The following is a 20,958-nucleotide window of genomic DNA, read 5'->3' as shown; positions in this document are numbered from 1 at the left end:
AGAAAGAGAGAGGATCATCATGTTTTTTGCGAAAAAACTTACGGCAGAAGAAGCAGGGCAACTAGGTGTTCACACATGGGAACCATGGGTAGGCGAACCGAATAAAGGAACGTGGCATGTAGAAGAGCAGGAAGTTTTCTATGTGACAGACGGTGAAGTGTTTATTACTGTTGATGAAAAAAAGTATCATATTACAAAAGACTGGGTCGTTTCTTTGGCTAAGGATCTTGTTTGTGAATGGGATTGTCCAGTGTTTTTGAAAAAGAATTATAAGATGAACCATGAGATTGATCTGAAATAATGTGAACTGGGAGTGGACAAATGCTAAGCAGATGGCTGCTCCTGCGTATTAAATGGACAAGATTAGTAATGTTGGAGATATGTAAATCAGTTTATATATAATCAGATGAATGCGCTTTCTTCCGAGAGGTGTAATACAAAGGACGGTTATCTTAAAATAGGAGGTTTCACCATGGCAGTAACGAAAAATGTACAAACGTTGAAAAATTATATTGGCGGACAATGGATAGAATCCACAAGTAAACAAGTTGAAGATGTACCAAATCCAGCAACAGGCGAGATTATTGCTCGTGTGCCACTTTCGACTAAAGAAGATTTAGATAGAGCTGTAGCAACTGCGAAAGAAGCATTCAAAACTTGGAGAAGGGTCGCTGTACCTCGGCGTGCTCGGATTCTATTTCGTTATCAACAGTTACTGATTGAAAACTGGGAAGAGTTAGCGAAACTCGTTACCCTGGAAAATGGAAAAAGTTATAAAGAAGCTTACGGTGAAGTACAGCGAGGGATTGAATGTGTTGAATTTGCCGCAGGTGCACCTACTTTAATGATGGGAGAGCAACTTCCTGATATTGCGACTGGTGTTGAATCGGGGATGTATCGTTACCCGATCGGAGTAATTGCAGGAATAACGCCATTTAACTTTCCAATGATGGTGCCATGCTGGATGTTTCCACTCGCGATTGCATGCGGAAATACGTTTGTATTAAAACCATCTGAAAGAACACCATTGCTGGCTAATCGCATAGCTGAACTGTTTAAAGAAGCAGGTCTTCCAGGTGGCGTGCTAAATATTGTGCATGGTGCACATGACGTCGTAAATGGCATTCTTGACAATGAGGATGTGAAGGCTGTATCTTTCGTTGGTTCTCAACCTGTGGCTGAGTACATATATAAAACAGCAGCAGCTAACGGTAAACGTGTACAAGCTCTTGCAGGTGCAAAAAATCATTCGATCGTATTAAAAGATGCGGACCTTAGTTTTGCAGCGAAAGAAATTACAAACGCTGCCTTCGGTTCAGCTGGTGAAAGATGCATGGCCGTGGCTGTTGTTGTTGTGGAAGAAGACGTTGCAGATGAGCTCGTTAATAGACTGCTTCAAGAGGCGAATGCTATTACGATTGGAAGTGGGCTGGAAGAAGGTGTGTTCCTTGGTCCCGTTATTCGTGACGGACATAAAGAGCGTACACTCGGATACATTCAATCTGGTATAGAGCAGGGAGCGACACTTATTCGTGACGGACGTGAAGATGATGCAGTAAACGGTAACGGTTATTTTGTTGGCCCAACAATTTTTGACAATGTGACACAGGAAATGAAAATCTGGCAAGATGAAATCTTCGCACCGGTTCTTTCTATTGTACGTGTAAAAGACTTGATGGAAGCGATTCATGTTGCTAATGCATCACCGTTCGCAAATGGTGCATGCCTGTACACCGATAGCGCGAAAGCTATTCGTGCATTCCGTGAAGAAATTGATGCAGGTATGCTTGGGGTCAATCTTGGGGTTCCTGCTCCAATGGCATTCTTCCCATTCTCAGGTTATAAGAAATCCTTCTATGGTGATCTCCATGCAAATGGAAAAGATGGCGTAGAATTCTATACTCGCAAGAAAATGCTTACGGCTCGTTATTGAAAGATTGATCCCGTAAAAGCCCGATTGGTGAGGGCTAATAATCGGTGGGGGATGAACAAAACCCGCACTGATCAAAGTTTCACTTTATGTGAAACCATAAAAGAATAGAATGGAGTTGGTGATTGTGCAAGCGACAGAGCAAACACAAAGTTTGAAAAAAGCAGATGAAAAGTACCTTTGGCATGCAATGAAAGGAGCAGCCCCTAATCCAACGAATTTAATTATCACAAAAGCAGAAGGGGCATGGGTGACGGATATTGATGGAAACCGTTATTTAGACGGTATGTCGGGTCTTTGGTGCGTGAATGTTGGGTATGGTCGAAAAGAGCTTGCAAGAGCGGCTTTTGAACAGCTTGAAGAAATGCCATATTTCCCTTTGACACAAAGCCATGTTCCTGCTATTAAATTAGCAGAGAAATTGAATGAATGGCTTGATGATGAATATGTTATTTTCTTTTCTAACAGTGGATCGGAAGCAAATGAAACGGCGTTTAAAATTGCTCGTCAATACCATCAACAAAAAGGTGATCATGCACGTTATAAGTTTATTTCACGCTATCGTGCTTACCACGGTAACTCAATGGGTGCTCTTGCAGCAACAGGTCAAGCGCAGCGAAAGTATAAATATGAACCACTCGGGCAAGGGTTCTTGCATGTAGCACCACCTGATACGTATCGTAATCCAGATGATGTTCGTACACTGGCAAGTGCTGATGAAATTGATCGTGTTATGACATGGGAGTTAAGTCAAACAGTAGCCGGCGTGATTATGGAGCCGATTATTACTGGGGGCGGCATTTTGATGCCTCCTGATGGATATATGGAAAAAGTAAAAGGAATTTGCGAGAAGCACGGTGCGTTGCTCATTTGTGATGAAGTTATATGTGGATTTGGCCGGACTGGGAAGCCATTTGGATTTATGAATTATGGCGTTAAACCAGATATCATTACAATGGCAAAAGGTATTACAAGTGCGTATCTTCCTTTGTCGGCAACAGCAGTCAGACGAGAGATTTATGAGGCATACGTAGGCAGTGAAGATTATGATCGCTTCCGCCATGTGAATACGTTCGGAGGAAATCCAGCTGCTTGCGCCTTGGCTTTGAAGAATTTAGAAATTATGGAGAATGAGAAACTCATTGAACGTTCCAAAGAATTGGGTGAACGACTGTTATATGAATTAGAAGATGTAAAAGAGCATCCAAACGTAGGAGATGTTCGCGGAAAAGGCCTTCTTTTAGGTATTGAACTAGTGGAAGATAAGCAAACGAAAGAACCGGCTGCTATTGAAAAGGTAAACAAAGTCATCAATGCTTGTAAAGAAAAAGGTCTAATTATTGGTAAAAATGGCGACACTGTTGCAGGTTACAATAATATTTTGCAGCTTGCGCCTCCATTAAGCATTACAGAAGAAGACTTTACTTTTATCGTTAAAACAATGAAAGAATGTTTATATCAACTTTAATTTGTTAAAAAGCGGAATAGAATATTGAGAGATATAGCTTTAAATACTGAATGAATTACTCTAAAAGAGTAATTCCGAAAGGGTTGAGTTTATGAAAGCTGATGTTGTCTTGATAAATGGAGAAGTTATTACAGTAGACCAAAAGAATGCAGTAGTCGAAGCTGTAGCAATAAAAGATAAACGTATCGCAGTTGTTGGGTCAAATCAGGAGGTTAAGAGTTTAATAGGAGAACAAACGGCTGTAATTGACCTGCAAGGAAAAACACTTCTTCCCGGATTCATTGATTCTCATATTCACCTCATTGCTCACGGGCTGAATCAGTTGGCGGTAAGTTGTAAAGCTGAACATATTGATTCTATCGAAGCTTTGTTAGAGGACCTGAAAAAGAAAGCCTTAGAAACTCCAAAAGGCGAATGGATACGTGCTTGGGGCTTTAATGAAAACGCTGTGAAGGAAAAGCGTTATCCAACAATTACTGAGCTGGATGAAATTTCAGCTGAACACCCTATTATTGTATCTCGTACTTGCAACCATATAAGCGTAGTGAACAGCAAAGCATTAGAAATTGCGCAAATTAACGAGAACACACCGAACACGAGTGGGGGGATTATTGAAAAGAATCAGGCAGGACGGCTTACAGGAAAGTTAATTGAAGCAGCAAATATGGAGATGAGCGCGGTTGCGAGTTATACGGAAAGTGAAATGATGAAGGCTGTGAAAATTGCATCAGATCATTTCGTTGCAGCGGGCATAACAAGTATACATGACGCAGGTGGATTTGGACCTGAGAGTTACCGTTTACTACAACAAGCTGTGAAGGGTAGGGATATTCGTGTCAGAATATATGCAATGATATGTCAGTTAAATAACTCCCATGAATTTGTTAATAAAATGGTCGAAGCTGGCGTGGTAACTGGTACCGGAGATGAGAGATTCAAAGTTGGACCAGCTAAAATGTTTACAGATGGAAGTAGCACTGGGCCTACAATTGCAACACGTGAGCCGTACTCGAGTGACTCTAACAATTCTGGCATTCTTTATTATAGTGAGGAAGAAATCTATCAAGTTTTAGGTGAAGCTCATAAAAAAGGCTATCAGATCACTGTACATGCACAAGGTGATAAAGCTATTGAAATGTATTTAAATTGTGTAGAAAGGGCGCTAGAGGAATCACCAAGAAAAGACCACCGTCATCGAATCGAACACGCGGGAATTTCTTCACCAGATTTACAAGAGAGAATGAAAAAACTCGAGGTGATTCCGATTCCAAACCCTCCATTTCCATATGAATTTGGAGAGATATATGCCCAGCACTATGGTGAGCGTGTTAACCACATGTACGCTGCTCGTGATTTTATTGATCGTGGCATCATTGCAGCAGGTGGATCGGACGCACCAGTTACTGACTATAATCCTTTATTAGGAATTCACGTTGCTGTCAATAGAAGAAGCAAGTCTGGAATGGAGATTGGTACTAATCAATCTATAAGCGTAATGGAAGCTATTAAACTATACACATGGAATGGTGCTTATGCGAGTTTTGAAGAAGAGATAAAAGGAAGCATAGAGGCCGGAAAGTTGGCGGATTTAGTTATATTAAATGACAGCATTTTAAGTATCAATCCAAGCAAAATTAAAGATTTAAAAGTAGAAACAACTATTATTGATGGTGAAATTATCTATCAAGAAGAACAAACAGTGAAAATTTAACATAAAAAACGCACCCTTCAATTGTAAGACTGTTTTTAACAATTGGAGGGTGCGTTTCCGTTGTATAGTTGCGCTTTTCAAACTGTATTAATTTTCTGAGAGAATAAAAGGTCAGTCATCTACTAACAAAGATTCAGATCATGAACACTAGAAAACGAACATAACCTATCATATAATTGAAAGACTATATTGTAAAATCAATGTTAATATATACCCTCCTATAAGTATTAACATGCGTAATTGAGGTGTTTTCTTTGTTGTTTTATGATCGGATTTCTATAATGGCCCCTCCTGTTCCCTAGCTAAGAAAGTCTTTTTATTTCTGAAATTTTCAAAGTTATAGGAGGGTATTAAAAATGAAAAAAGTCTCAGTACCATCACTTTTGTTAATGATTATTCTTGTAGCATTTCCGCAAATTAGTGAAACAATTTACACACCGTCTTTACCAGACATTTCAAAGGCGTTGCACGTAAGTAATAATGAGGTACAGTTAACGCTAAGTGTTTATTTTGCTGGATTTGCTTTAGGTGTATTTTTTATTGGATGGTTATCAGATATAATTGGTCGTCGCCCAGCAATGTTATTTGGAATTGCAGTATACGGGATAGGAAGTTTCTTATGCTATATTGCAAGTTCCATTGAATTTTTATTGCTAAGTCGTTTTATTCAAGCGTTTGGGGCAAGTGCAGGATCAGTTGTTACACAAACGATTCTTCGTGAAAGTGTAGAGGGGCATAAACGTCATGTTATGTTTGCTCAAATTTCGGCAGTCATTGCCTTTACACCAGCGATAGGTCCGTTAATTGGTGGTTTTCTCGATCAAATGTTTGGATTTAAAATAGTATTTTTAAGTTTAGTAGTTATGAGCGTCGGAATTTTGCTGTATACGTTTGTTTCTCTTCCAGAAACAAAAACGGACTCAGTGACGAATCAAATAAATGTGTTTTCTGTTTTAAAACGGTTGATTACAAATCCGAAAGTAGTAACATACGGTCTATTAATTGGAGGAGCGAATGGTGTTTTATTTAGCTATTATGCAGAAGCGCCGTTTATCTTTATTGAATACTTTCAGTTATCGCCTAGTATGTATGGATTTTTAGGAATCGTTGTCGCTTTTGCTTCAATTATTGGGGCGAAAGTTTCAAAACGTTTACTGGCTACTTATAAACCAGAGAAAATTATATATATCGGTTGTCTTGTAATGACAGGGGGAGCTATCCTTTTAACTGTTATTACTTCAGTTGGATCAAATCCAAACATAATATATATGATTGGATTTTTAGTAGCGATGTTTATATTGCTATTAGGAATTGGAATAGCGTTGCCTAACTGTTTAAGTTTAGCATTAGTAGATTTTCAAGATGTCATTGGTACAGCAGGTGCATTGTTTAGCTTAGGCTACTATGTAATTGTAACGGTGACAATTTGGGGAATGAGTCAGCTTCATACAGGTTCGTTGATGGTGATGCCACTTTATTTTCTGACTATTGCAGTTATCATGGTGGTGTTTACTAAAGTATTTATTTTTGGTAAACAAACTTCAAAAACGATTTAAATATGAAATGGTAAAAGAGTCTCATTTTTTAATGAGACTCTTTTATATTTTATGAAAAAAATTACAGGTATGAATATGTAATTAATGTTAAAATATAACAAAGTTGTATGGTTATAGTTTTTGGGAGGTGAAAATATGTTAATGAATCTAGCATGCGCTCTACTAATCATTTCCGGACTTACAATAGTTATAAGAAAAACTTTCATTGTCAACCACTATCTTTGTAATTTAATGGCATTCTTTTGTGCTTATATGACAACACCTTCTTATATGTTAAATCAACTTTCATTAGTGAAAACAATAGTTGTACTAGTTTTGTTGTTTATAACTTTAGTTCTCGTATACTCACATTTCGATATTAGAGGACTAGCTTTTAACGATTATACAGTGTTTAATTTACCTTCTAGCCGAGTGAATATATTAGTGAAAGAAGGGCTTACTGAAGCAAATATAGAATTTACTTCGGATAAAAATAATATATATTTATCAGGATCTCCTGTTAAAATTCGAATATTAAATAGGCCATTACATACAACTAATATTTTATTTAAAAAATATCCAGATGATATGAAGGGGAAAATTAAAGATATTATTGAGGAAAAGATAAAAGCTGAAGAGAAGAGTTTTCCGTTTTCGGGTGTATTGTTGATTGCTTTAGGAGGACTAATATTTTTCATAAAATAGTAGTATTATGAAATGTTTTTGCGATAAGGTTCGAATTTTCAATTAGAATGAGGTGGAATGCATGCGAAACTTAGTAAATAAACTAAATGTTAAAGCAACTACACAAGAAGATTTACAACAAATTTTAAAACTATGTACAATTTATGATCAAGCCATTTACGGTGAAGTTGATACAACGGTAGAGGATATTAATAACTCATGGAAAGGTATTGATGTTAGTAAAAGCTCTTATGTTGTTATGAATGAAGAAGAAATAATCGCTTATGGAATTTTGACAGGGAATGAAGGGCAGTTTCCATCTGCTGTATTTGTAAACCCTGATTATATAAATCAAGGAATTGAACATGTAATATGGTCAAAGCTTGAAGAGCGTGCTACGGGGCTTGTAAGTAATTCGTCTTGCTTGAATGGCACGATTGTAACACAAGCAAATAATTTCTATGAGGAAAAAGTATTAGAAGAAGATGGATTTATCCCAACTCGTATATGGTGGGGGATGGGGATTGAATTAAAGAAAGATATTCCATCACCAATATGGCCAAATGGTGTTACAGTGCGACATTACATACTAGGTTTAGATGATGGAAGATTACATCAAGCTTTTAATGAAGCATTTGCAGACCACTGGAATTCGCATCCTTCTACGTTAGAAGAGTTTTTGCAGCGTACAGAAAGAGATGGGTTTCATCCTACATTATGGTCACTGGCGATGGTTGAGGATGAAGTAGTTGGTTTTGTCTTTAGTAAAAAGGGTGCTGATAATAAAGCAGAAATTACTCACTTAGGTGTAAGGCGTTCTAAGCGGAAACAAGGATTGGGATTAGCGCTGTTACATCACGCATTCGGTCAATTATACGAAGAAGGGATTTTAAAGGTCCATCTAAATGTAGATTCTGAGAATATTACAGGTGCACCTCGCGTATACGAAGCAGCTGGAATGGAAGTAAAGAGTAAATTCGTTCGCTTTGATAAGGAAGTCCGTGCGAAGGATGTATATGGTATGTAATTTTACTAATATATTATATTTCCAGGTGAGATGGAAATGTAATTCATTTAAATGATGGACAATGACGTTATCAACTATAAATATTGAAGTACATGCTGTATAAAACCGAGGAAGAAATGCTTTCCTCGGTTATTTATATTGTAATAACATTTACACTAGAATCATATTGAATAGATGTATTTTATTTCTAATTAAGTTAAAAATTAAACGTAATCATGCATATTAATTTATTGAAAAAATAATTGAATTTTTCAGATAAATGAATTAATATAAAATAAGTAATTTTAAGATTTATAGAATATTGGAAGATGAAAGGTTTTGAGAATTTTGTTAGGGGCAAAAAACGATTTTAGGATAGCTTTAAAGCTAGTGTAAAATGACGTTTGCTTCATCATTTTCAGGGCCGAAAGGAATTAGGGGAAAGCATCTTGTTTTAAAATGCGGCTATGAATCATCTAAGAGGGGGAAGTGAAGTGGCAAACAAAGAATTGAAAAGAGGTTTAGAAGCACGTCATATTCAAATGATTGCTTTAGGCGGAACAATTGGTGTTGGTTTGTTTATGGGATCAGCCAGCACGATTAAATGGACAGGTCCGTCAGTAATGCTTGCTTATGCAATTGCAGGTATTTTTATCTTCTTCATTATGCGTGCCATGGGAGAAATGTTGTACATGGAGCCAAGTACAGGTTCATTTGCGACGTTCGGTCATAAGTATATTCACCCGTTAGCTGGTTATATGACAGCGTGGAGTAACTGGTTCCAGTGGGTTATCGTTGGGATGTCAGAGATTATCGCAGTTGGGGCGTATATGAAGTATTGGTTCCCAGATTTACCAGCCTGGATACCGGGTGTTATCGCAATGGTTATTCTTGGTGCAGCTAACTTAATTTCTGTTAAATCATTTGGTGAATTTGAATTTTGGTTTGCGATGATTAAAATCGTTACGATTTTATTAATGATTATTGCTGGATTTGGTCTTATTTTCTTCGGAATTGGTAACGGCGGAGAAGCGATTGGTATATCAAACCTTTGGGCAAATGGCGGTTTCTTTACAGGTGGTTTTTCAGGATTCTTCTTTGCATTATCACTTGTAGTTGGAGCGTATCAAGGTGTGGAATTAATCGGGATTACTGCTGGTGAAGCGAAAGATCCGAAGAAGACACTTACAAGAGCAATTCAAAGTACAATTTGGCGTATTCTAATTTTCTATATTGGTGCTATTTTCGTTATTGTAACTGTGTATCCGTGGGATCAATTAAGTACAATTGGTAGTCCGTTCGTAGCAACTTTTGCGAAGGTTGGTATTACGGCAGCAGCGGGACTTATTAACTTCGTTGTTATTACAGCAGCGATGTCTGGTTGTAATAGTGGTATTTATAGTGCTGGACGTATGCTGTATACGTTAGGTGTAAATGGACAAGCACCGAAATATTTCACGAAACTTTCTGGAAATGGTGTACCTTTATTCGGAACAGTTGGCGTAATTATCGGTCTAGCGGTCGGTGTTGTATTAAGTTATATCGCACCGAAAAACTTATTCGTATATGTATATAGCGCGAGTGTACTTCCTGGTATGGTGCCATGGTTCGTCATTTTAATTAGTCAAATTAATTTTAGAAAAGAAAAAGGAGCAGAGATGAAAGATCATCCATTCAAAATGCCATTTGCTCCTGTTACAAACTATTTAACAATTGCCTTTTTAATTATGGTATTAATCGGTATGTGGTTTAACGATGATACTCGTATTTCACTAATTGTAGGTATTGTTTTCTTAGCTATCGTAACAATTAGTTTCTATGCTTTCGGAATAGGGAAGAGAGCTCCGTTAGACGCTCAAGATGATCAAGGGATTTCAAGTAAATAAAGGTAAAAAAGTCCGATTTCATATTTAGAAATCGGACTTTTTTATTAAAACTTTTCTAATACAATTTTCCCAATTGTACGTCCACTCTCAAGCAATGCATGTGCTTTTTTTAGATTTTCTGCATGTATCGGTGTTAACGTATCGTTTAAAGTTGTATGAAGGATACCTTCATCTAATAGCTCACTCACTTTATTTAATAGTTCGTGCTGCGTAATCATATCGCCAGTTTCATACATCGCTTTTGTGAACATAAATTCCCAAACTAGTGTGGCGCTTTTACTTTTTAAAATGCCCATCTCAAGAGGGTGCTCATTTTCTACGATAGAGCAAATTTTTCCTTGTGGTTTAATGATGTCACACATTGCATGCCAATGTTGATCTGTATTGTTTAAGCAGAAGATATAATCTACATCTTTTAGCCCAAACTCTAATATTTGATCTTTTAAAGGTTGGTGATGGTTAACAATATAATCGGCACCGAATTTTTCAACCCAGTGTATTGTTTCGTTGCGGGATGCAGTTGCGATTACATTCAGTCCAGCCCATTTAGCTAATTGAATGGTAATTGAACCTACGCCACCAGCTCCGCCGATAATTAAAATATTTTTAAATGAGTTCGTATCTTTTTTATTATAATCAATGCCTAAACGCTCGAATAAACCTTCCCATGCGGTAATGGCTGTTAAAGGAATTGCTGCAGATTCAGCATCACTTAACGTTTTTGGTTTTTTACCAACAATTCTTTCATCAACTAGATGGTATTCACTGTATGTACCTTGCCTTGTAATGCTTCCAGCGTAAAACACTTCGTCGCCTTCTTTAAATAACATACAACCTTCGCCTGTTTGCACGACAACACCACTAGCATCCCAGCCAAGTATTTTTGCTACATCTTCTTTTTTATCTTTCGGAAATCGAACTTTTGTATCAACTGGGTTAACGGAAATAGCGTTAATTTTTACAAGTATATCTCTTCCTGTGGCAACAGGTCTTTCAACTTCAATATCAATTAAACTGTTTTCTTCTTCAATAGGTAAGTATTCATGTAAACCGATTGCTTTCATTTGTATTCCCTCCATTAAAATAAGAGTCTGTTCTTTTTTATTATAGTAGGTAAAGTGTCGTTATGTAAAAAAGCGGACTCCTTTCTATTTTATAAAGAGCTTGATTAAACATCATTTAAAATGTCTTCATTGAAAGAGGAAAGCCATCGTTTTGATTTTATAAGCGTTGTAACATTATTTTTAAGTTATACTTATTTTTCCAGTGTACCTTGCAATGAACAATACTGAGTGGTATATTATACTTATGAGTTACTTATTATAAAATGGTACTGAATAATAAACAGTAGTGAAAGTCAATTAGAATAGGGTGAACGAACATTGAATGTACAATTTAAAAAAGGAGTTTTAGAACTTTGTGTGCTTGTCTTACTCGATAAGCAAGACCGTTATGGGTATGAATTAGTTCGAAGTATTTCCAATCAAATTGAAATATCAGAAGGATCTGTGTATCCTCTACTTCGTAGATTAACTAAAGAAGAATATTTTACAACGTATTTACAGGAGTCTTCAGAAGGGCCTTCAAGGAAGTATTATAAACTGACAGATAAAGGTAGAACGTATTTGTACCAACTTTTGGAGGAATGGAATGAGTTCTCACAAGGTGTCAATCAATTAATAAAAGAAGGTGTACGTAATGACGAAAAATAAATTTTTACAACAATTAAATGCATCTCTAAAAAGATTATCTGAAAAAGAGCGTGCAGATATTTTAAAAGATTATGAGGAACATTTTACCTTCGGATTAGAGGAAGGTAAAAGTGAAGAAGAAATTGTAGCTTCATTAGGTTCTCCAGCTCAAATCGCCAAAGAGTTATTAGCAGATTATCATATTGAGAAAGTAACAGCAAGTGCAACAACAGGAAATGTTTTTCGGGCAATTTGGGCAGTAATTGGATTAGGGTTTTTCAATTTAGTAATAGTGCTTGGACCTGCAATTACATTAGCAGCATTGATTTTTTCGGGATGGGTTCTAGGAATCTCATTTTTAGGTTCACCACTGTTTGTTATTGTAGATACTATTTTGCATCCAAATACATTCTTGCTTTTTAACCTTTTCATTTCTTTAGCACTTTGTGGACTTGGATATTTCATTGTAATTGCTATGTTATTTTTAACGAAGTTAGCAAAGAATGGATTTGTTCGTTATTTAAAGTTCAATATAGCACTAGTAAAAGGTGGTTTTAAGCATGATAAATAAAAAGAAATTTTCCATCATTGCAGGTATTATTTTCATTATTGGAATTGTAGGAAGTCTACTCACTTATCGTTCAATTACTGCAGTACCAATTTCAGAAGAAAAGGTTATTAGCAATAATAATGTGTCAAGCGTCATTATCGATACGAATAACGTTCGTGTTAACATCAATCCTACAACAGATAGTAACATTAAAGTAACATTAGATGGGGAAGTTAGTCCTAACATAAAAAGAACGTTAGCTACGGATGAGAAAGATTCAACGCTTCTCATTTCTTACAAAGAAAAACAACAGAGCTGGTTCAACTTCAACATTTCCGAAGTATTGGCCCCATTAACATTAAATGTTTATCTGCCTGAAAAACAATATGATTTATTAAAAGTTTCCAATAATAATGGCTACGTTTCTGCCAAAAAACTAAACGCAACAAATTTTAATATCAATACAAGCAATGGGCGTGTTGAATTAAGAGAAATCAATTCGCAAAAAGTTATTGCAGAAGCAAACAATGGAATTATGGACTTTAAAGATATAATGGCACAAAATATTCATGTGAAATCGAATAATGGAAGAATTATGCTAGATCATGTGGAAGGTGAAATAGAGGGGCAATCTAAGAATGGAAGTCTTACTCTTAAAACAACTGAACTTGATCGAAATCTTAATTTTACGACTCACAATGGAAAAATCAATATTGAAACCGAAAAAGAACCAACTAATGTTCAATTTAATGTTTCTGTCGATAATGGCAGAGCGAATATCCTGGATAAATATAAAGGTAATGCGATTATTGGAAAGGGAGAAAATCTAATTAAATTAACCACGCATAATGGAAATATTTCAGTGAAATAAAATAGCATATCATCTTTTATAATCATTGCTCGCCGCATATAAGAGCCTGTAAATGAATAATAACAAGCAAAATAGCCGACTCCTTTTCTCAGCATATAGGTAGTCGGTTATTTTATATATAAAATTCGTTTAAGCGTGTATTTTTTTCATTCTTAAACTATTGTTTGTTTCTGTATTCCTTATAGGATGTTTTATAAATCATCGAACTTTATTTCAAAATACAAACAGCTGTTTTATTACTCTCGACTGCTAGGAGAGTAATAAATAGTAATTGTCAATATAATGAAAAGTTGTGAACAACTCAAAATAATAGCTGGAATAATGAAAGGTGAGAAGGATTTTATTTCTAATGGGAGGAATTCTTTACTGTATTGTTTCATTCAAAACTACATGTAAAGGTGGATACATAATGACGGTAAAAAAGCTTTATTTCGTGCCAGCTGGTCGTTGTATGTTAGATCATTCCTCTGTTAATAGTACGCTCACACCGGGGAATTTATTGAACTTACCAGTATGGTGTTATTTATTGGAGACAGAAGAAGGACCTATTTTAGTAGATACAGGCATGCCAGAAAGTGCGGTTAATAATGAAGGTCTTTTTAACGGTACATTTGTTGAGGGGCAAATTTTACCGAAAATGACTGAAGAAGATAGAATTGTAAATATTTTAAAGCGTGCAGGGTATGAGCCGGAAGACCTTCTTTATATTATTAGCTCTCACTTGCATTTTGATCATGCAGGAGGAAATGGTGCTTTTATAAATACACCAATCATTGTACAGCGTGCTGAATACGAGGCGGCGCAGCATAGAGAAGAATATATGAAAGAATGTATATTGCCGAATTTAAACTACAAAATCATTGAAGGGGATTATGAGGTCGTATCAGGTGTTCAACTATTGTATACACCAGGACATACTCCAGGGCATCAGTCGCTATTCATTGAGACGGAGAACTCTGGCCCAGTGTTATTAACGATCGATGCATCGTATACGAAAGAAAATTTTGAAGATGAAGTGCCGTTCGCGGGGGTTGATTCGGAGTTAGCTTTATCTTCAATTAAGCGTTTAAAAGAAGTTGTGAGGAAAGAAAACCCAATTGTTTTCTTCGGACATGATATAGAGCAGGAAAAGAGCTGTAAAGTGTTCCCTGAATATATATAAAAGAGAAAGTCATGAGCTAATGTGCCCATGACTTTCTCTTTTATATAATCTTTTTAAATAAGCTATATACTTTTTTCGAATTGCCTTCATTTAATTGATAATAAGTAAGATCTATGTCATCAGGACTGTTTTGATGAGCAATCATAATTTCACTACTGTTGTTATCTACTATCCAAATTAAATATTGTTTATAAGTCCCATCTTGGAAAGTAATCCACATGTTACAATCTACTAGATCAGAACCTTCTTCATCTAGCGTTAAATCGCCTTTTTTTGCTGTATTCATACTGTTAATGAATGTTTTTAATTCATCTGTTTTTGTAAGGAAGATAGATTTTTTTGTTTTAATTGACTCTACATGTATATCTTTTATTTCCTGTTTCCCTAAAAAAACAGGAGGTGCATCTGGGTCTCTTTGAGTTGAAATAATAGTAGCTTTCTTTTTTGGTTTACTTGCTGTATAGAGATCTTGAATAGATTTTCCAGAGTTTAAAAACCATACGGTCCCAAAAATAATTAATGCGCTACCTATCAATAAAATGATTTTCTTAATAGGGTATTCTCCTCTCTATTACTTCGTGTGAAGAGCTTTTCTATTAATATATGATAGGTAAGAGCAAAGTATTATAGTTGAACGTGTTTATTAGGCACAGTTTTAATAGGGCGATCAACAAGTAAATTGTAAGTAAGCCCTATTAATACGAAAACACCGCCGATAATTTTTCCAGTTGAGAGTTCGTTTGACAGGAAGAAGTCAATGATAGTCCCCGCAAATAATTGTCCGATAAAGATGAGTAACGTTAAATAAAATGCCGATATTTTAGGAGTAATATAGTTGGATAATGAAATAACGATAACGCCTACTAATCCGCCTAAGTATACAGCGATAGGAATAGATCGCAACGTATGACTAGGAATATAAAATGAATCTGAACTGAAAATTAAAAATATCATAGAGAAAAATAATCCAGTAATATAATTGAAAAATGTACCTTCCCAATTCCCAATTTTCTTTGCTAAATTCGCGTTAATAATTCTAGCAACAACGATAGAAACACCAGCTAAAATAGCGATACAAATATATAACATTTTCTTACCCCCATTAATAAATTGTCATGACTATAATCCCAGAAGAGATGAATAATAATCCAATTAGTTTTTTCTTTTCAAACTTTGCAACTTTCATTCCTAATAAGCCGAAGTGATCAATAACAATTGCAGCAATGGATTGACCGAGTAAACTTAATGCGATTGTAATAGAGGCACCAAGGGCGGAGAAACTTATATTATTAAAAAGAACAGTGAACACCCCAATCGCTCCAGCGCTATATAAAACAAGTGGAATACCTTTATCAAAATGGATTTTATTTTTGTTTATGATTAAAACGAAAATAACTGCAATTAAACCGACAAGGTGAATGACAACGCTCGCTGTGTACTTGCCAATTAACTCAGATAAAATCCCATTAAATGGAAGCATAACGGCGATGAGCACACCAATAAAGACAGAAAGAAAGTTATACAATGTAATAGCCCCTTTATATTTCATATTTGTAATGACTGTATCATGCTGAAATTGTGTATTACTATGACATATGTCATAGTGGAAGAAGAAAATTTTAATTACAATGGGGATAGGTTGTAAAGGTGGGGGAACTATGAAGAAAGTATATAATTCTATTAAATTAGCAGAGTATATGAAACAAAATAATATTGACTCATTTTTTAGTAATGATATGAAGCCATATATGGAACTTTTATTTTTTAAAAAGAATGAGTTTATTTGTAGAGAAAATGAAGAGATAGATTATTTATATTTTTTTGTTGAAGGAAAAGCGAAAGCGTTTAACACATTAAGTAACGGGAAATCGGTATTATTATGTTTTTATGATAGTTTGCAGTTACTAGGAGATGTGGAGTTAATTCATTCTCAAAAGACTGCTTCAAACGTACAAGTAATGGCTGATTCGTATTGTGTTGGTTTACCTTTAGGGAAAGTGAGAAACCAATTATTTCATGATGCGAAATTTTTACGATGTATTTGCGGATCGTTAGCACATAAATTAAATCGTCTTTCAAAAAATAGTACAATTAATTTACTATATCCACTTGAAAATAGACTTGCGAGTTACATGTTAGCAGCAGGGGAACGAGCGGCTCAGCATGGAAATAGAATTGTGTTTAGTGGGAATTTAACGGAAACAGCTGAATTGTTAGGAACGAGTTATCGGCATTTATTGCGCACTTTGAATATTTTTTGTGATAAAGAGATAATCAAGAAAAATAATGGTTGCTTTGAAGTAGTAAACGTGGATGTTTTGAGAGAATTGGCTGCGGATGTTTATAAATAGGAGAGGATTATAAATGATTACACCTATATTTAGAATTTTTGATATTGAAAAAGCTCAGTTGTTTTACTTTAACTTTTTAGGATTTAAACTGGATTGAGAACATCGGTATGAGGAGAATATGCCATTATATATGCAAATTTCGTTACATGATGCTGTGATACATTTATCAGAACATCATGGGGATGCTTCACCAGGCGGTGCGATTCGGGTGAAAATAGAGGATTTAAAAAGTTATTATGCTATTTTATCAAGTAAAGATTATGCTTATTCAAAACCTGATATAGAGAGAACACCTTGGGATACAATGGAATCAACTGTGATTGATCCGTTTTTAAATAGAATTATATTTTATGAGGAGCGGGTTTAGAAATTGAGATGACATAAATAATTTATCAAGGTAGGTGTAACAATGAACAGAAAAATAGCGATAATTTCGGATATTCATGGGAATAGTCACGCTTTAAAATCTGTATTAGAAGATATTGAGCGTCGTAAGGTCGAAATGATAATAAATTTAGGGGATAGCGTGTATGGGCCGTTAGATCCTTTAGGGACAATTGAAATATTAATGAATAACGAGATGGTACATATTAAGGGGAATTGTGATCGCATGCTTTGGGAATCTATACAAGAGCAGTCTGCTACACTAACTTTTGTCCAAAATCAATTAACAAAAAATCATATAGATTGGTTACAACAACATTCTTCACAATTTATTGTAGATGATATGTTATGTTGTCATGGCACACCTACTTCAGATGAGGTGTATTTGTTAGAAGAGATGAATGAAAGTGGTGCGGTATTAAAGAATGAAAAAAATATAATGGACCAACTCCAAAATATTGAGCAGAAAATAATAGTATGCGGTCATACGCATATTCCTAGAGTTGTTTATTTAGCAAACGGAAAGATTATTATAAATCCAGGGAGTGTAGGACTTCCAGCATACAAAGATGAATTACCTGTTATGCATAAAATGGAGTCAGGAACTCCGCACGCAAAATATGTAGTGATAGAAAAGGTTTTGGGAGAATGGATAATTGAACAAATTTCAGTTCCTTATAATTGGGAAGAAGCTGTTGGATTAGCTGCTCAACAGGAAAGACATGACTGGGCACAGGCGCTAAAGACTGGGAAGATAGAATGAAGGGGAGTTTACTTTATAGTAAACTGCTCTTTTTTATTTTGAGTAGATATTGAATTATATAAAAATAAAATGTTATGATTACGGAAACATATGAATACATGAACAAGTATTCATATGTATAAAAGAAGGAGGGATTAGAGTGAAAGACCTAATTATTATTGGAGCTGGTCAAGCTGGATTAACAATGGGATACTACTTGAAGCAAGAAGGATATAATTTTTTATTACTTGAGGCAGGAAAGCGAATTGGTGATTCATGGAGAAACAGATATGATTCTTTGCAACTTTTTACCCCAAGGTCTTACAGTAGTTTGCCGGGGAGGGCATTAATAGGTGGGAAAAATGAATTACCACATAAAGATGAAATTGCAACCTATTTAGAAGAATATGCAAGGCACTTTAAATTACCGGTCCAATTGCAAACCGAAGTTTTAAAAATAAAGAAAGAAAAAGATATATTCGAATTACATACTCCTAGAGAAACTTTACAATCAAAAAAGGTTGTTATCGCAACAGGTGGTTTTCAGCAACCGTATATCCCCTCATACTCACAACGTCTTTCATCGCATGTTTTTCAAATACATTCATCACAATATAAATCACCACCGCAAATTCCTAAGGGGAAAGTACTAGTAGTAGGTGGTGGGAATTCAGGAATGCAAATCGCAGTAGAACTTGCAAAAACTCATGAAGTTACAATGTCTATCAGTCATCCTTTAACATTTCTACCGTTACATCTTTTTAGAAAGAGCATTTTTAATTGGTTAGAAAAATTGGGTTTATTGTACGCTGAAGTAAATACAAAGAGGGGAAAATGGTTTCAAAAGAGGAAGGATCCTATTTTTGGTTTTGAAGGTCAGGAACTTATTCGTAATGGAGCAATACAACTACAGGAAAAAGTAGTAAGTGCATCAGAAAATAATATTATGTTTCAGAATGGTGATACATATAGTGCAGAAAGTATTATATGGTCAACTGGTTTTGCTTCAGGTTATAACTGGATTGAAATAGAAAAGACAGTGAATGAGAAAGGATTTCCTAATCATGTAAAGGGAATAAGTCCCGTAAGAGGATTATATTATATCGGTTTGCCGTGGCAATCTCAAAGGGGCTCTGCACTTATTTGTGGTGTAGGAAAGGATGCAGCGTATTTACTTTCTGAAATCAAAAAAATAGATCAGTAGCAGCAACTACTGATCATCCATATGTACATGAATTAGGAGAGGTCAAACATTTATTAACTTTATTATAATAGATTTTCATAAGAATAAAAACTGAAAATTCTAATTTTATATTGAGAAAGTTTTTTGTATTGAAATATATGAAAGAATAGGAATTTTTATTAAAAGGAAAAATGATATTTATATTCTAGTAAATTATGATATAGTCTAAAAAAGAGTGTTATCCATAAATATAATTATTTTCATTTTGATTTCATTTATGTGAGGGAAGGAGAAGTAATTATGAAGTTTGATGATCAACGCTTACTAGGAGTACGATTAGGATCGATACTCGTAACAGAAGAAAATCAATATTTAGTAATTAAGAAGAAAGATCATTATGCACTATTAAACATACATAATTTAGAATGCACACATGTCGAAGTGCAGTTAGAACATATTGAAGAACTGTTGCATGAAGATTTCCAAGAAAGTATAACGGAAATTATCGCACCAGAACATATAAAAATTGTTGCGAAAAATGTTATATAAAGTGAAACTTTAATCAGTGGGGGTTCTTCATCCCCCATTGATTATTAGTTGAACCAATCGGTCTTACTGCCCGGCAAATAGCGGGATAAAGAAAGAAGCTGGAAGGAACAGCTTCTTTCTTTTCATTATAAGGATAACGTTTTTAAAACCTCACCAATGATGCCCTTCATTTGATGAACACCTAAATCGGAATTCGTCATAATAACAGCTCCATTACCTCTATGTGGATAACAAACCATCATACATTGAAATCCCACGCCCCATCCAAGGGAATAAATTTGTAAGTCTTCGTTAGAATCATCTAGAAAAACACCTAGTCCAGTCCATTTTGAGCAACCTTGAGGAGAAATCATGTCTTGTACTGTTTTTTGAGAAAGTTTTAGTTTGCCCTTTCCTTGTAAGGAATGAATGATTTCAATTACTAAAGTTGATAAGTCTGTTGGTGTTGTCCAAATGCCTGAAGCTGCTGCGAATGGGTAAAATGGATACTTCTCATTTGTAACGGTGCCATCTTTATTATGTCCACAAGCAAAATCATCGGTTTTATCTATGACATTGGGAGAGAAGAGTGTACTATTTTTCATTTGTAGTGGCTGGAAGATAAATTCTTCTAGTAACTGACTAAATGATTTTCCTGTAATATCTTCTAGTAGTTGTTCGATTATACAAAAGTTTGCGTCTGAGTAGTGAAATTCACTTTCTGGTTTATAAGTTGCTGCTATAGGTACTGGGCAATATAATGTATTACCGGCAAGGAGTTCGGACATTTTAGGTAGTCCTTTTGCGAGGGTATAAGGTTCAAAACTATTAGGAGGATCAGTAATTCCAGATTGATGACTTAATAAATTTCGTAAAGTGATTTTTTTCTTTGAAGTAAATAGATTGGTAGGGATATTCCAAGATGTGAGTCTATCATTTACGTCTTCATCTAAATGTACGATTGCTTGATCTGATAATGTTAGTACGAGCATTGCGGTGATGAATTTGCTAATAGAACAAGAATTGAGGATGGAATTTGTAGTAATATTTCTAGTTGTTCCAGACTCAAGTGTTCCATAGGCTGTCGCTTCATCCAGTCTACCGTCACGTATAACGGCAAGGCTTAACCCGGAAACGGAATATTGTTTCATTTGCTTGGATATATTTCTACTTAATAAGTTCATAGTATCTCCCTTCTGATAAAACAGAATATTAACTTTATTATACATTAGTAGATAAAGAGAAGTGTAGTGAATGGAATAAAAAGGTGCGTTTT

At 35.3% G+C, this 20,958-nt stretch carries 21 protein-coding genes and 1 pseudogene; 17 read left to right on the top strand and 5 right to left on the bottom strand.

Annotation, left to right across the window (positions count from 1 at the left end; genetic code table 11):
• Nucleotides 1–19 precede the first annotated feature (19 nt).
• The 8 genes from ACP6L7_RS13750 (at nt 20) to ACP6L7_RS13715 (ending at nt 10,220) form a co-directional block, all read left to right on the top strand.
• Nucleotides 20–301 (top strand): cupin domain-containing protein, encoded by a 282-nt coding sequence (locus tag ACP6L7_RS13750; protein WP_097832578.1) that lies wholly within the window; start codon nt 20–22, stop codon nt 299–301.
• A gap of 171 nt (nt 302–472) precedes the next feature.
• Nucleotides 473–1,933 carry a CoA-acylating methylmalonate-semialdehyde dehydrogenase gene (locus ACP6L7_RS13745; protein ID WP_097832579.1) on the top strand — a complete coding sequence of 487 codons (1,461 nt, stop codon included), beginning with the start codon at nt 473–475 and terminating at the stop codon, nt 1,931–1,933.
• A gap of 109 nt (nt 1,934–2,042) precedes the next feature.
• Nucleotides 2,043–3,398: an aspartate aminotransferase family protein gene (locus ACP6L7_RS13740; RefSeq protein WP_170961034.1), complete on the top strand. Its 1,356-nt coding sequence runs from the start codon at nt 2,043–2,045 to the stop codon at nt 3,396–3,398.
• A gap of 91 nt (nt 3,399–3,489) precedes the next feature.
• A complete protein-coding gene (locus ACP6L7_RS13735; RefSeq protein ID WP_097832581.1) occupies nt 3,490–5,109 on the top strand; it encodes an amidohydrolase in 1,620 nt (539 codons plus the stop codon).
• Between the two features lie 356 nt (nt 5,110–5,465).
• On the top strand, nt 5,466–6,665 hold the full coding sequence (locus ACP6L7_RS13730) for a multidrug effflux MFS transporter (protein ID WP_098361783.1): 1,200 nt from the start codon (nt 5,466–5,468) through the stop codon (nt 6,663–6,665).
• 135 nt (nt 6,666–6,800) lie between these two features.
• Nucleotides 6,801–7,349, top strand: a complete 549-nt coding sequence (locus tag ACP6L7_RS13725) for a hypothetical protein (RefSeq protein ID WP_097832583.1) — start codon at nt 6,801–6,803, stop codon at nt 7,347–7,349.
• Between the two features lie 61 nt (nt 7,350–7,410).
• Nucleotides 7,411–8,355: a GNAT family N-acetyltransferase gene (locus ACP6L7_RS13720; RefSeq protein WP_097832584.1), complete on the top strand. Its 945-nt coding sequence runs from the start codon at nt 7,411–7,413 to the stop codon at nt 8,353–8,355.
• Between the two features lie 473 nt (nt 8,356–8,828).
• Entirely contained in the window at nt 8,829–10,220 is a 1,392-nt protein-coding gene (locus ACP6L7_RS13715; protein ID WP_141533444.1) for an amino acid permease, read from the top strand.
• 44 nt (nt 10,221–10,264) lie between these two features.
• Here ACP6L7_RS13715 and ACP6L7_RS13710 read toward each other — a convergent pair whose 3' ends face one another.
• Nucleotides 10,265–11,284: a zinc-binding alcohol dehydrogenase family protein gene (locus ACP6L7_RS13710; RefSeq protein ID WP_097832586.1), complete on the bottom strand. Its 1,020-nt coding sequence runs from the start codon at nt 11,282–11,284 to the stop codon at nt 10,265–10,267.
• 318 nt (nt 11,285–11,602) lie between these two features.
• Here ACP6L7_RS13710 and ACP6L7_RS13705 point away from each other — a divergent pair, with 318 nt between their 5' ends.
• The 4 genes from ACP6L7_RS13705 (at nt 11,603) to aiiA (ending at nt 14,494) form a co-directional block, all read left to right on the top strand.
• Nucleotides 11,603–11,932 carry a PadR family transcriptional regulator gene (locus tag ACP6L7_RS13705; protein ID WP_002137567.1) on the top strand — a complete coding sequence of 110 codons (330 nt, stop codon included), beginning with the start codon at nt 11,603–11,605 and terminating at the stop codon, nt 11,930–11,932.
• Nucleotides 11,919–12,482, top strand: a complete 564-nt coding sequence (locus tag ACP6L7_RS13700) for an HAAS signaling domain-containing protein (RefSeq protein ID WP_097832587.1) — start codon at nt 11,919–11,921, stop codon at nt 12,480–12,482. Before ACP6L7_RS13705 ends, ACP6L7_RS13700 begins: the two co-directional genes overlap by 14 nt.
• Nucleotides 12,472–13,332: a DUF4097 family beta strand repeat-containing protein gene (locus tag ACP6L7_RS13695; RefSeq protein WP_097832588.1), complete on the top strand. Its 861-nt coding sequence runs from the start codon at nt 12,472–12,474 to the stop codon at nt 13,330–13,332. Before ACP6L7_RS13700 ends, ACP6L7_RS13695 begins: the two co-directional genes overlap by 11 nt.
• Nucleotides 13,333–13,741: 409 nt before the next feature.
• Nucleotides 13,742–14,494, top strand: a complete 753-nt coding sequence (gene aiiA / locus ACP6L7_RS13690) for a quorum-quenching N-acyl homoserine lactonase AiiA (RefSeq protein WP_097832589.1) — start codon at nt 13,742–13,744, stop codon at nt 14,492–14,494.
• Nucleotides 14,495–14,534: 40 nt separating this feature from the next.
• On the opposite strand, the gene ACP6L7_RS13685 is transcribed toward aiiA, so the two are convergent.
• The 3 genes from ACP6L7_RS13685 to ACP6L7_RS13675 all read right to left on the bottom strand — a co-directional run bounded on the left by ACP6L7_RS13685 (nt 14,535) and on the right by ACP6L7_RS13675 (nt 16,043).
• Nucleotides 14,535–15,029: a hypothetical protein gene (locus ACP6L7_RS13685; RefSeq protein WP_097832590.1), complete on the bottom strand. Its 495-nt coding sequence runs from the start codon at nt 15,027–15,029 to the stop codon at nt 14,535–14,537.
• Between the two features lie 89 nt (nt 15,030–15,118).
• Nucleotides 15,119–15,583, bottom strand: coding sequence for a DMT family transporter (locus ACP6L7_RS13680; RefSeq protein WP_097832591.1), 465 nt, complete (start codon nt 15,581–15,583; stop codon nt 15,119–15,121).
• Nucleotides 15,584–15,596: 13 nt separating this feature from the next.
• Nucleotides 15,597–16,043, bottom strand: coding sequence for a DMT family transporter (locus ACP6L7_RS13675; protein WP_430529284.1), 447 nt, complete (start codon nt 16,041–16,043; stop codon nt 15,597–15,599).
• 109 nt (nt 16,044–16,152) lie between these two features.
• On the opposite strand from ACP6L7_RS13675, the gene yeiL reads away from it, so the two are divergent.
• The 5 genes and pseudogenes from yeiL to ACP6L7_RS13650 all read left to right on the top strand — a co-directional run bounded on the left by yeiL (nt 16,153) and on the right by ACP6L7_RS13650 (nt 19,703).
• On the top strand, nt 16,153–16,845 hold the full coding sequence (yeiL, locus tag ACP6L7_RS13670; RefSeq protein WP_097832592.1) for a transcriptional regulator YeiL: 693 nt from the start codon (nt 16,153–16,155) through the stop codon (nt 16,843–16,845).
• Nucleotides 16,846–16,858: 13 nt separating this feature from the next.
• A pseudogene (locus ACP6L7_RS13665) lies at nt 16,859–17,212 on the top strand (glyoxalase superfamily protein).
• 42 nt (nt 17,213–17,254) lie between these two features.
• A complete protein-coding gene (locus ACP6L7_RS13660) occupies nt 17,255–17,992 on the top strand; it encodes a metallophosphoesterase family protein (RefSeq protein ID WP_097832593.1) in 738 nt (245 codons plus the stop codon).
• Nucleotides 17,993–18,131: 139 nt separating this feature from the next.
• The gene (locus ACP6L7_RS13655; protein ID WP_097832594.1) at nt 18,132–19,175 is read left to right on the top strand and encodes a flavin-containing monooxygenase; all 1,044 of its coding nucleotides are present in this window, start codon (nt 18,132–18,134) and stop codon (nt 19,173–19,175) included.
• 279 nt (nt 19,176–19,454) lie between these two features.
• Nucleotides 19,455–19,703, top strand: a complete 249-nt coding sequence (locus ACP6L7_RS13650; RefSeq protein ID WP_000666936.1) for a hypothetical protein — start codon at nt 19,455–19,457, stop codon at nt 19,701–19,703.
• A 125-nt stretch (nt 19,704–19,828) separates the two neighbouring features.
• On the opposite strand, the gene ACP6L7_RS13645 is transcribed toward ACP6L7_RS13650, so the two are convergent.
• Complete coding sequence (locus ACP6L7_RS13645; protein WP_430529283.1) at nt 19,829–20,866, bottom strand: serine hydrolase domain-containing protein; 1,038 nt, start codon at nt 20,864–20,866, stop codon at nt 19,829–19,831.
• Nucleotides 20,867–20,958 lie beyond the last annotated feature (92 nt).

It is taken from the genome of Bacillus silvicola (assembly GCF_050524305.1).
GTDB lineage: Bacteria > Bacillota > Bacilli > Bacillales > Bacillaceae_G > Bacillus_A > Bacillus_A cereus_AT.
Note: the sequence above shows the minus strand (reverse complement) of the source record. Positions and strands in the feature narration are given on the sequence as shown.

Excerpts from the sequence above, each read along its gene's own strand:
- ACP6L7_RS13675 (WP_430529284.1), bottom strand. The coding sequence starts at position 16,043 with ATGAAATATAAAGGGGCTATTACATTGTATAACTTTCTTTCTGTCTTT.
- ACP6L7_RS13745 (WP_097832579.1), top strand. The coding sequence starts at position 473 with ATGGCAGTAACGAAAAATGTACAAACGTTGAAAAATTATATTGGCGGA.
- ACP6L7_RS13700 (WP_097832587.1), top strand. The coding sequence starts at position 11,919 with ATGACGAAAAATAAATTTTTACAACAATTAAATGCATCTCTAAAAAGA.
- ACP6L7_RS13645 (WP_430529283.1), bottom strand. The coding sequence starts at position 20,866 with ATGAACTTATTAAGTAGAAATATATCCAAGCAAATGAAACAATATTCC.
- ACP6L7_RS13710 (WP_097832586.1), bottom strand. The coding sequence starts at position 11,284 with ATGAAAGCAATCGGTTTACATGAATACTTACCTATTGAAGAAGAAAAC.
- ACP6L7_RS13750 (WP_097832578.1), top strand. The coding sequence starts at position 20 with ATGTTTTTTGCGAAAAAACTTACGGCAGAAGAAGCAGGGCAACTAGGT.
- ACP6L7_RS13735 (WP_097832581.1), top strand. The coding sequence starts at position 3,490 with ATGAAAGCTGATGTTGTCTTGATAAATGGAGAAGTTATTACAGTAGAC.
- ACP6L7_RS13660 (WP_097832593.1), top strand. The coding sequence starts at position 17,255 with ATGAACAGAAAAATAGCGATAATTTCGGATATTCATGGGAATAGTCAC.
- aiiA (WP_097832589.1), top strand. The coding sequence starts at position 13,742 with ATGACGGTAAAAAAGCTTTATTTCGTGCCAGCTGGTCGTTGTATGTTA.
- ACP6L7_RS13680 (WP_097832591.1), bottom strand. The coding sequence starts at position 15,583 with ATGTTATATATTTGTATCGCTATTTTAGCTGGTGTTTCTATCGTTGTT.
- yeiL (WP_097832592.1), top strand. The coding sequence starts at position 16,153 with ATGAAGAAAGTATATAATTCTATTAAATTAGCAGAGTATATGAAACAA.
- ACP6L7_RS13740 (WP_170961034.1), top strand. The coding sequence starts at position 2,043 with ATGGAGTTGGTGATTGTGCAAGCGACAGAGCAAACACAAAGTTTGAAA.
- ACP6L7_RS13695 (WP_097832588.1), top strand. The coding sequence starts at position 12,472 with ATGATAAATAAAAAGAAATTTTCCATCATTGCAGGTATTATTTTCATT.
- ACP6L7_RS13730 (WP_098361783.1), top strand. The coding sequence starts at position 5,466 with ATGAAAAAAGTCTCAGTACCATCACTTTTGTTAATGATTATTCTTGTA.
- ACP6L7_RS13720 (WP_097832584.1), top strand. The coding sequence starts at position 7,411 with ATGCGAAACTTAGTAAATAAACTAAATGTTAAAGCAACTACACAAGAA.
- ACP6L7_RS13725 (WP_097832583.1), top strand. The coding sequence starts at position 6,801 with ATGTTAATGAATCTAGCATGCGCTCTACTAATCATTTCCGGACTTACA.
- ACP6L7_RS13650 (WP_000666936.1), top strand. The coding sequence starts at position 19,455 with ATGAAGTTTGATGATCAACGCTTACTAGGAGTACGATTAGGATCGATA.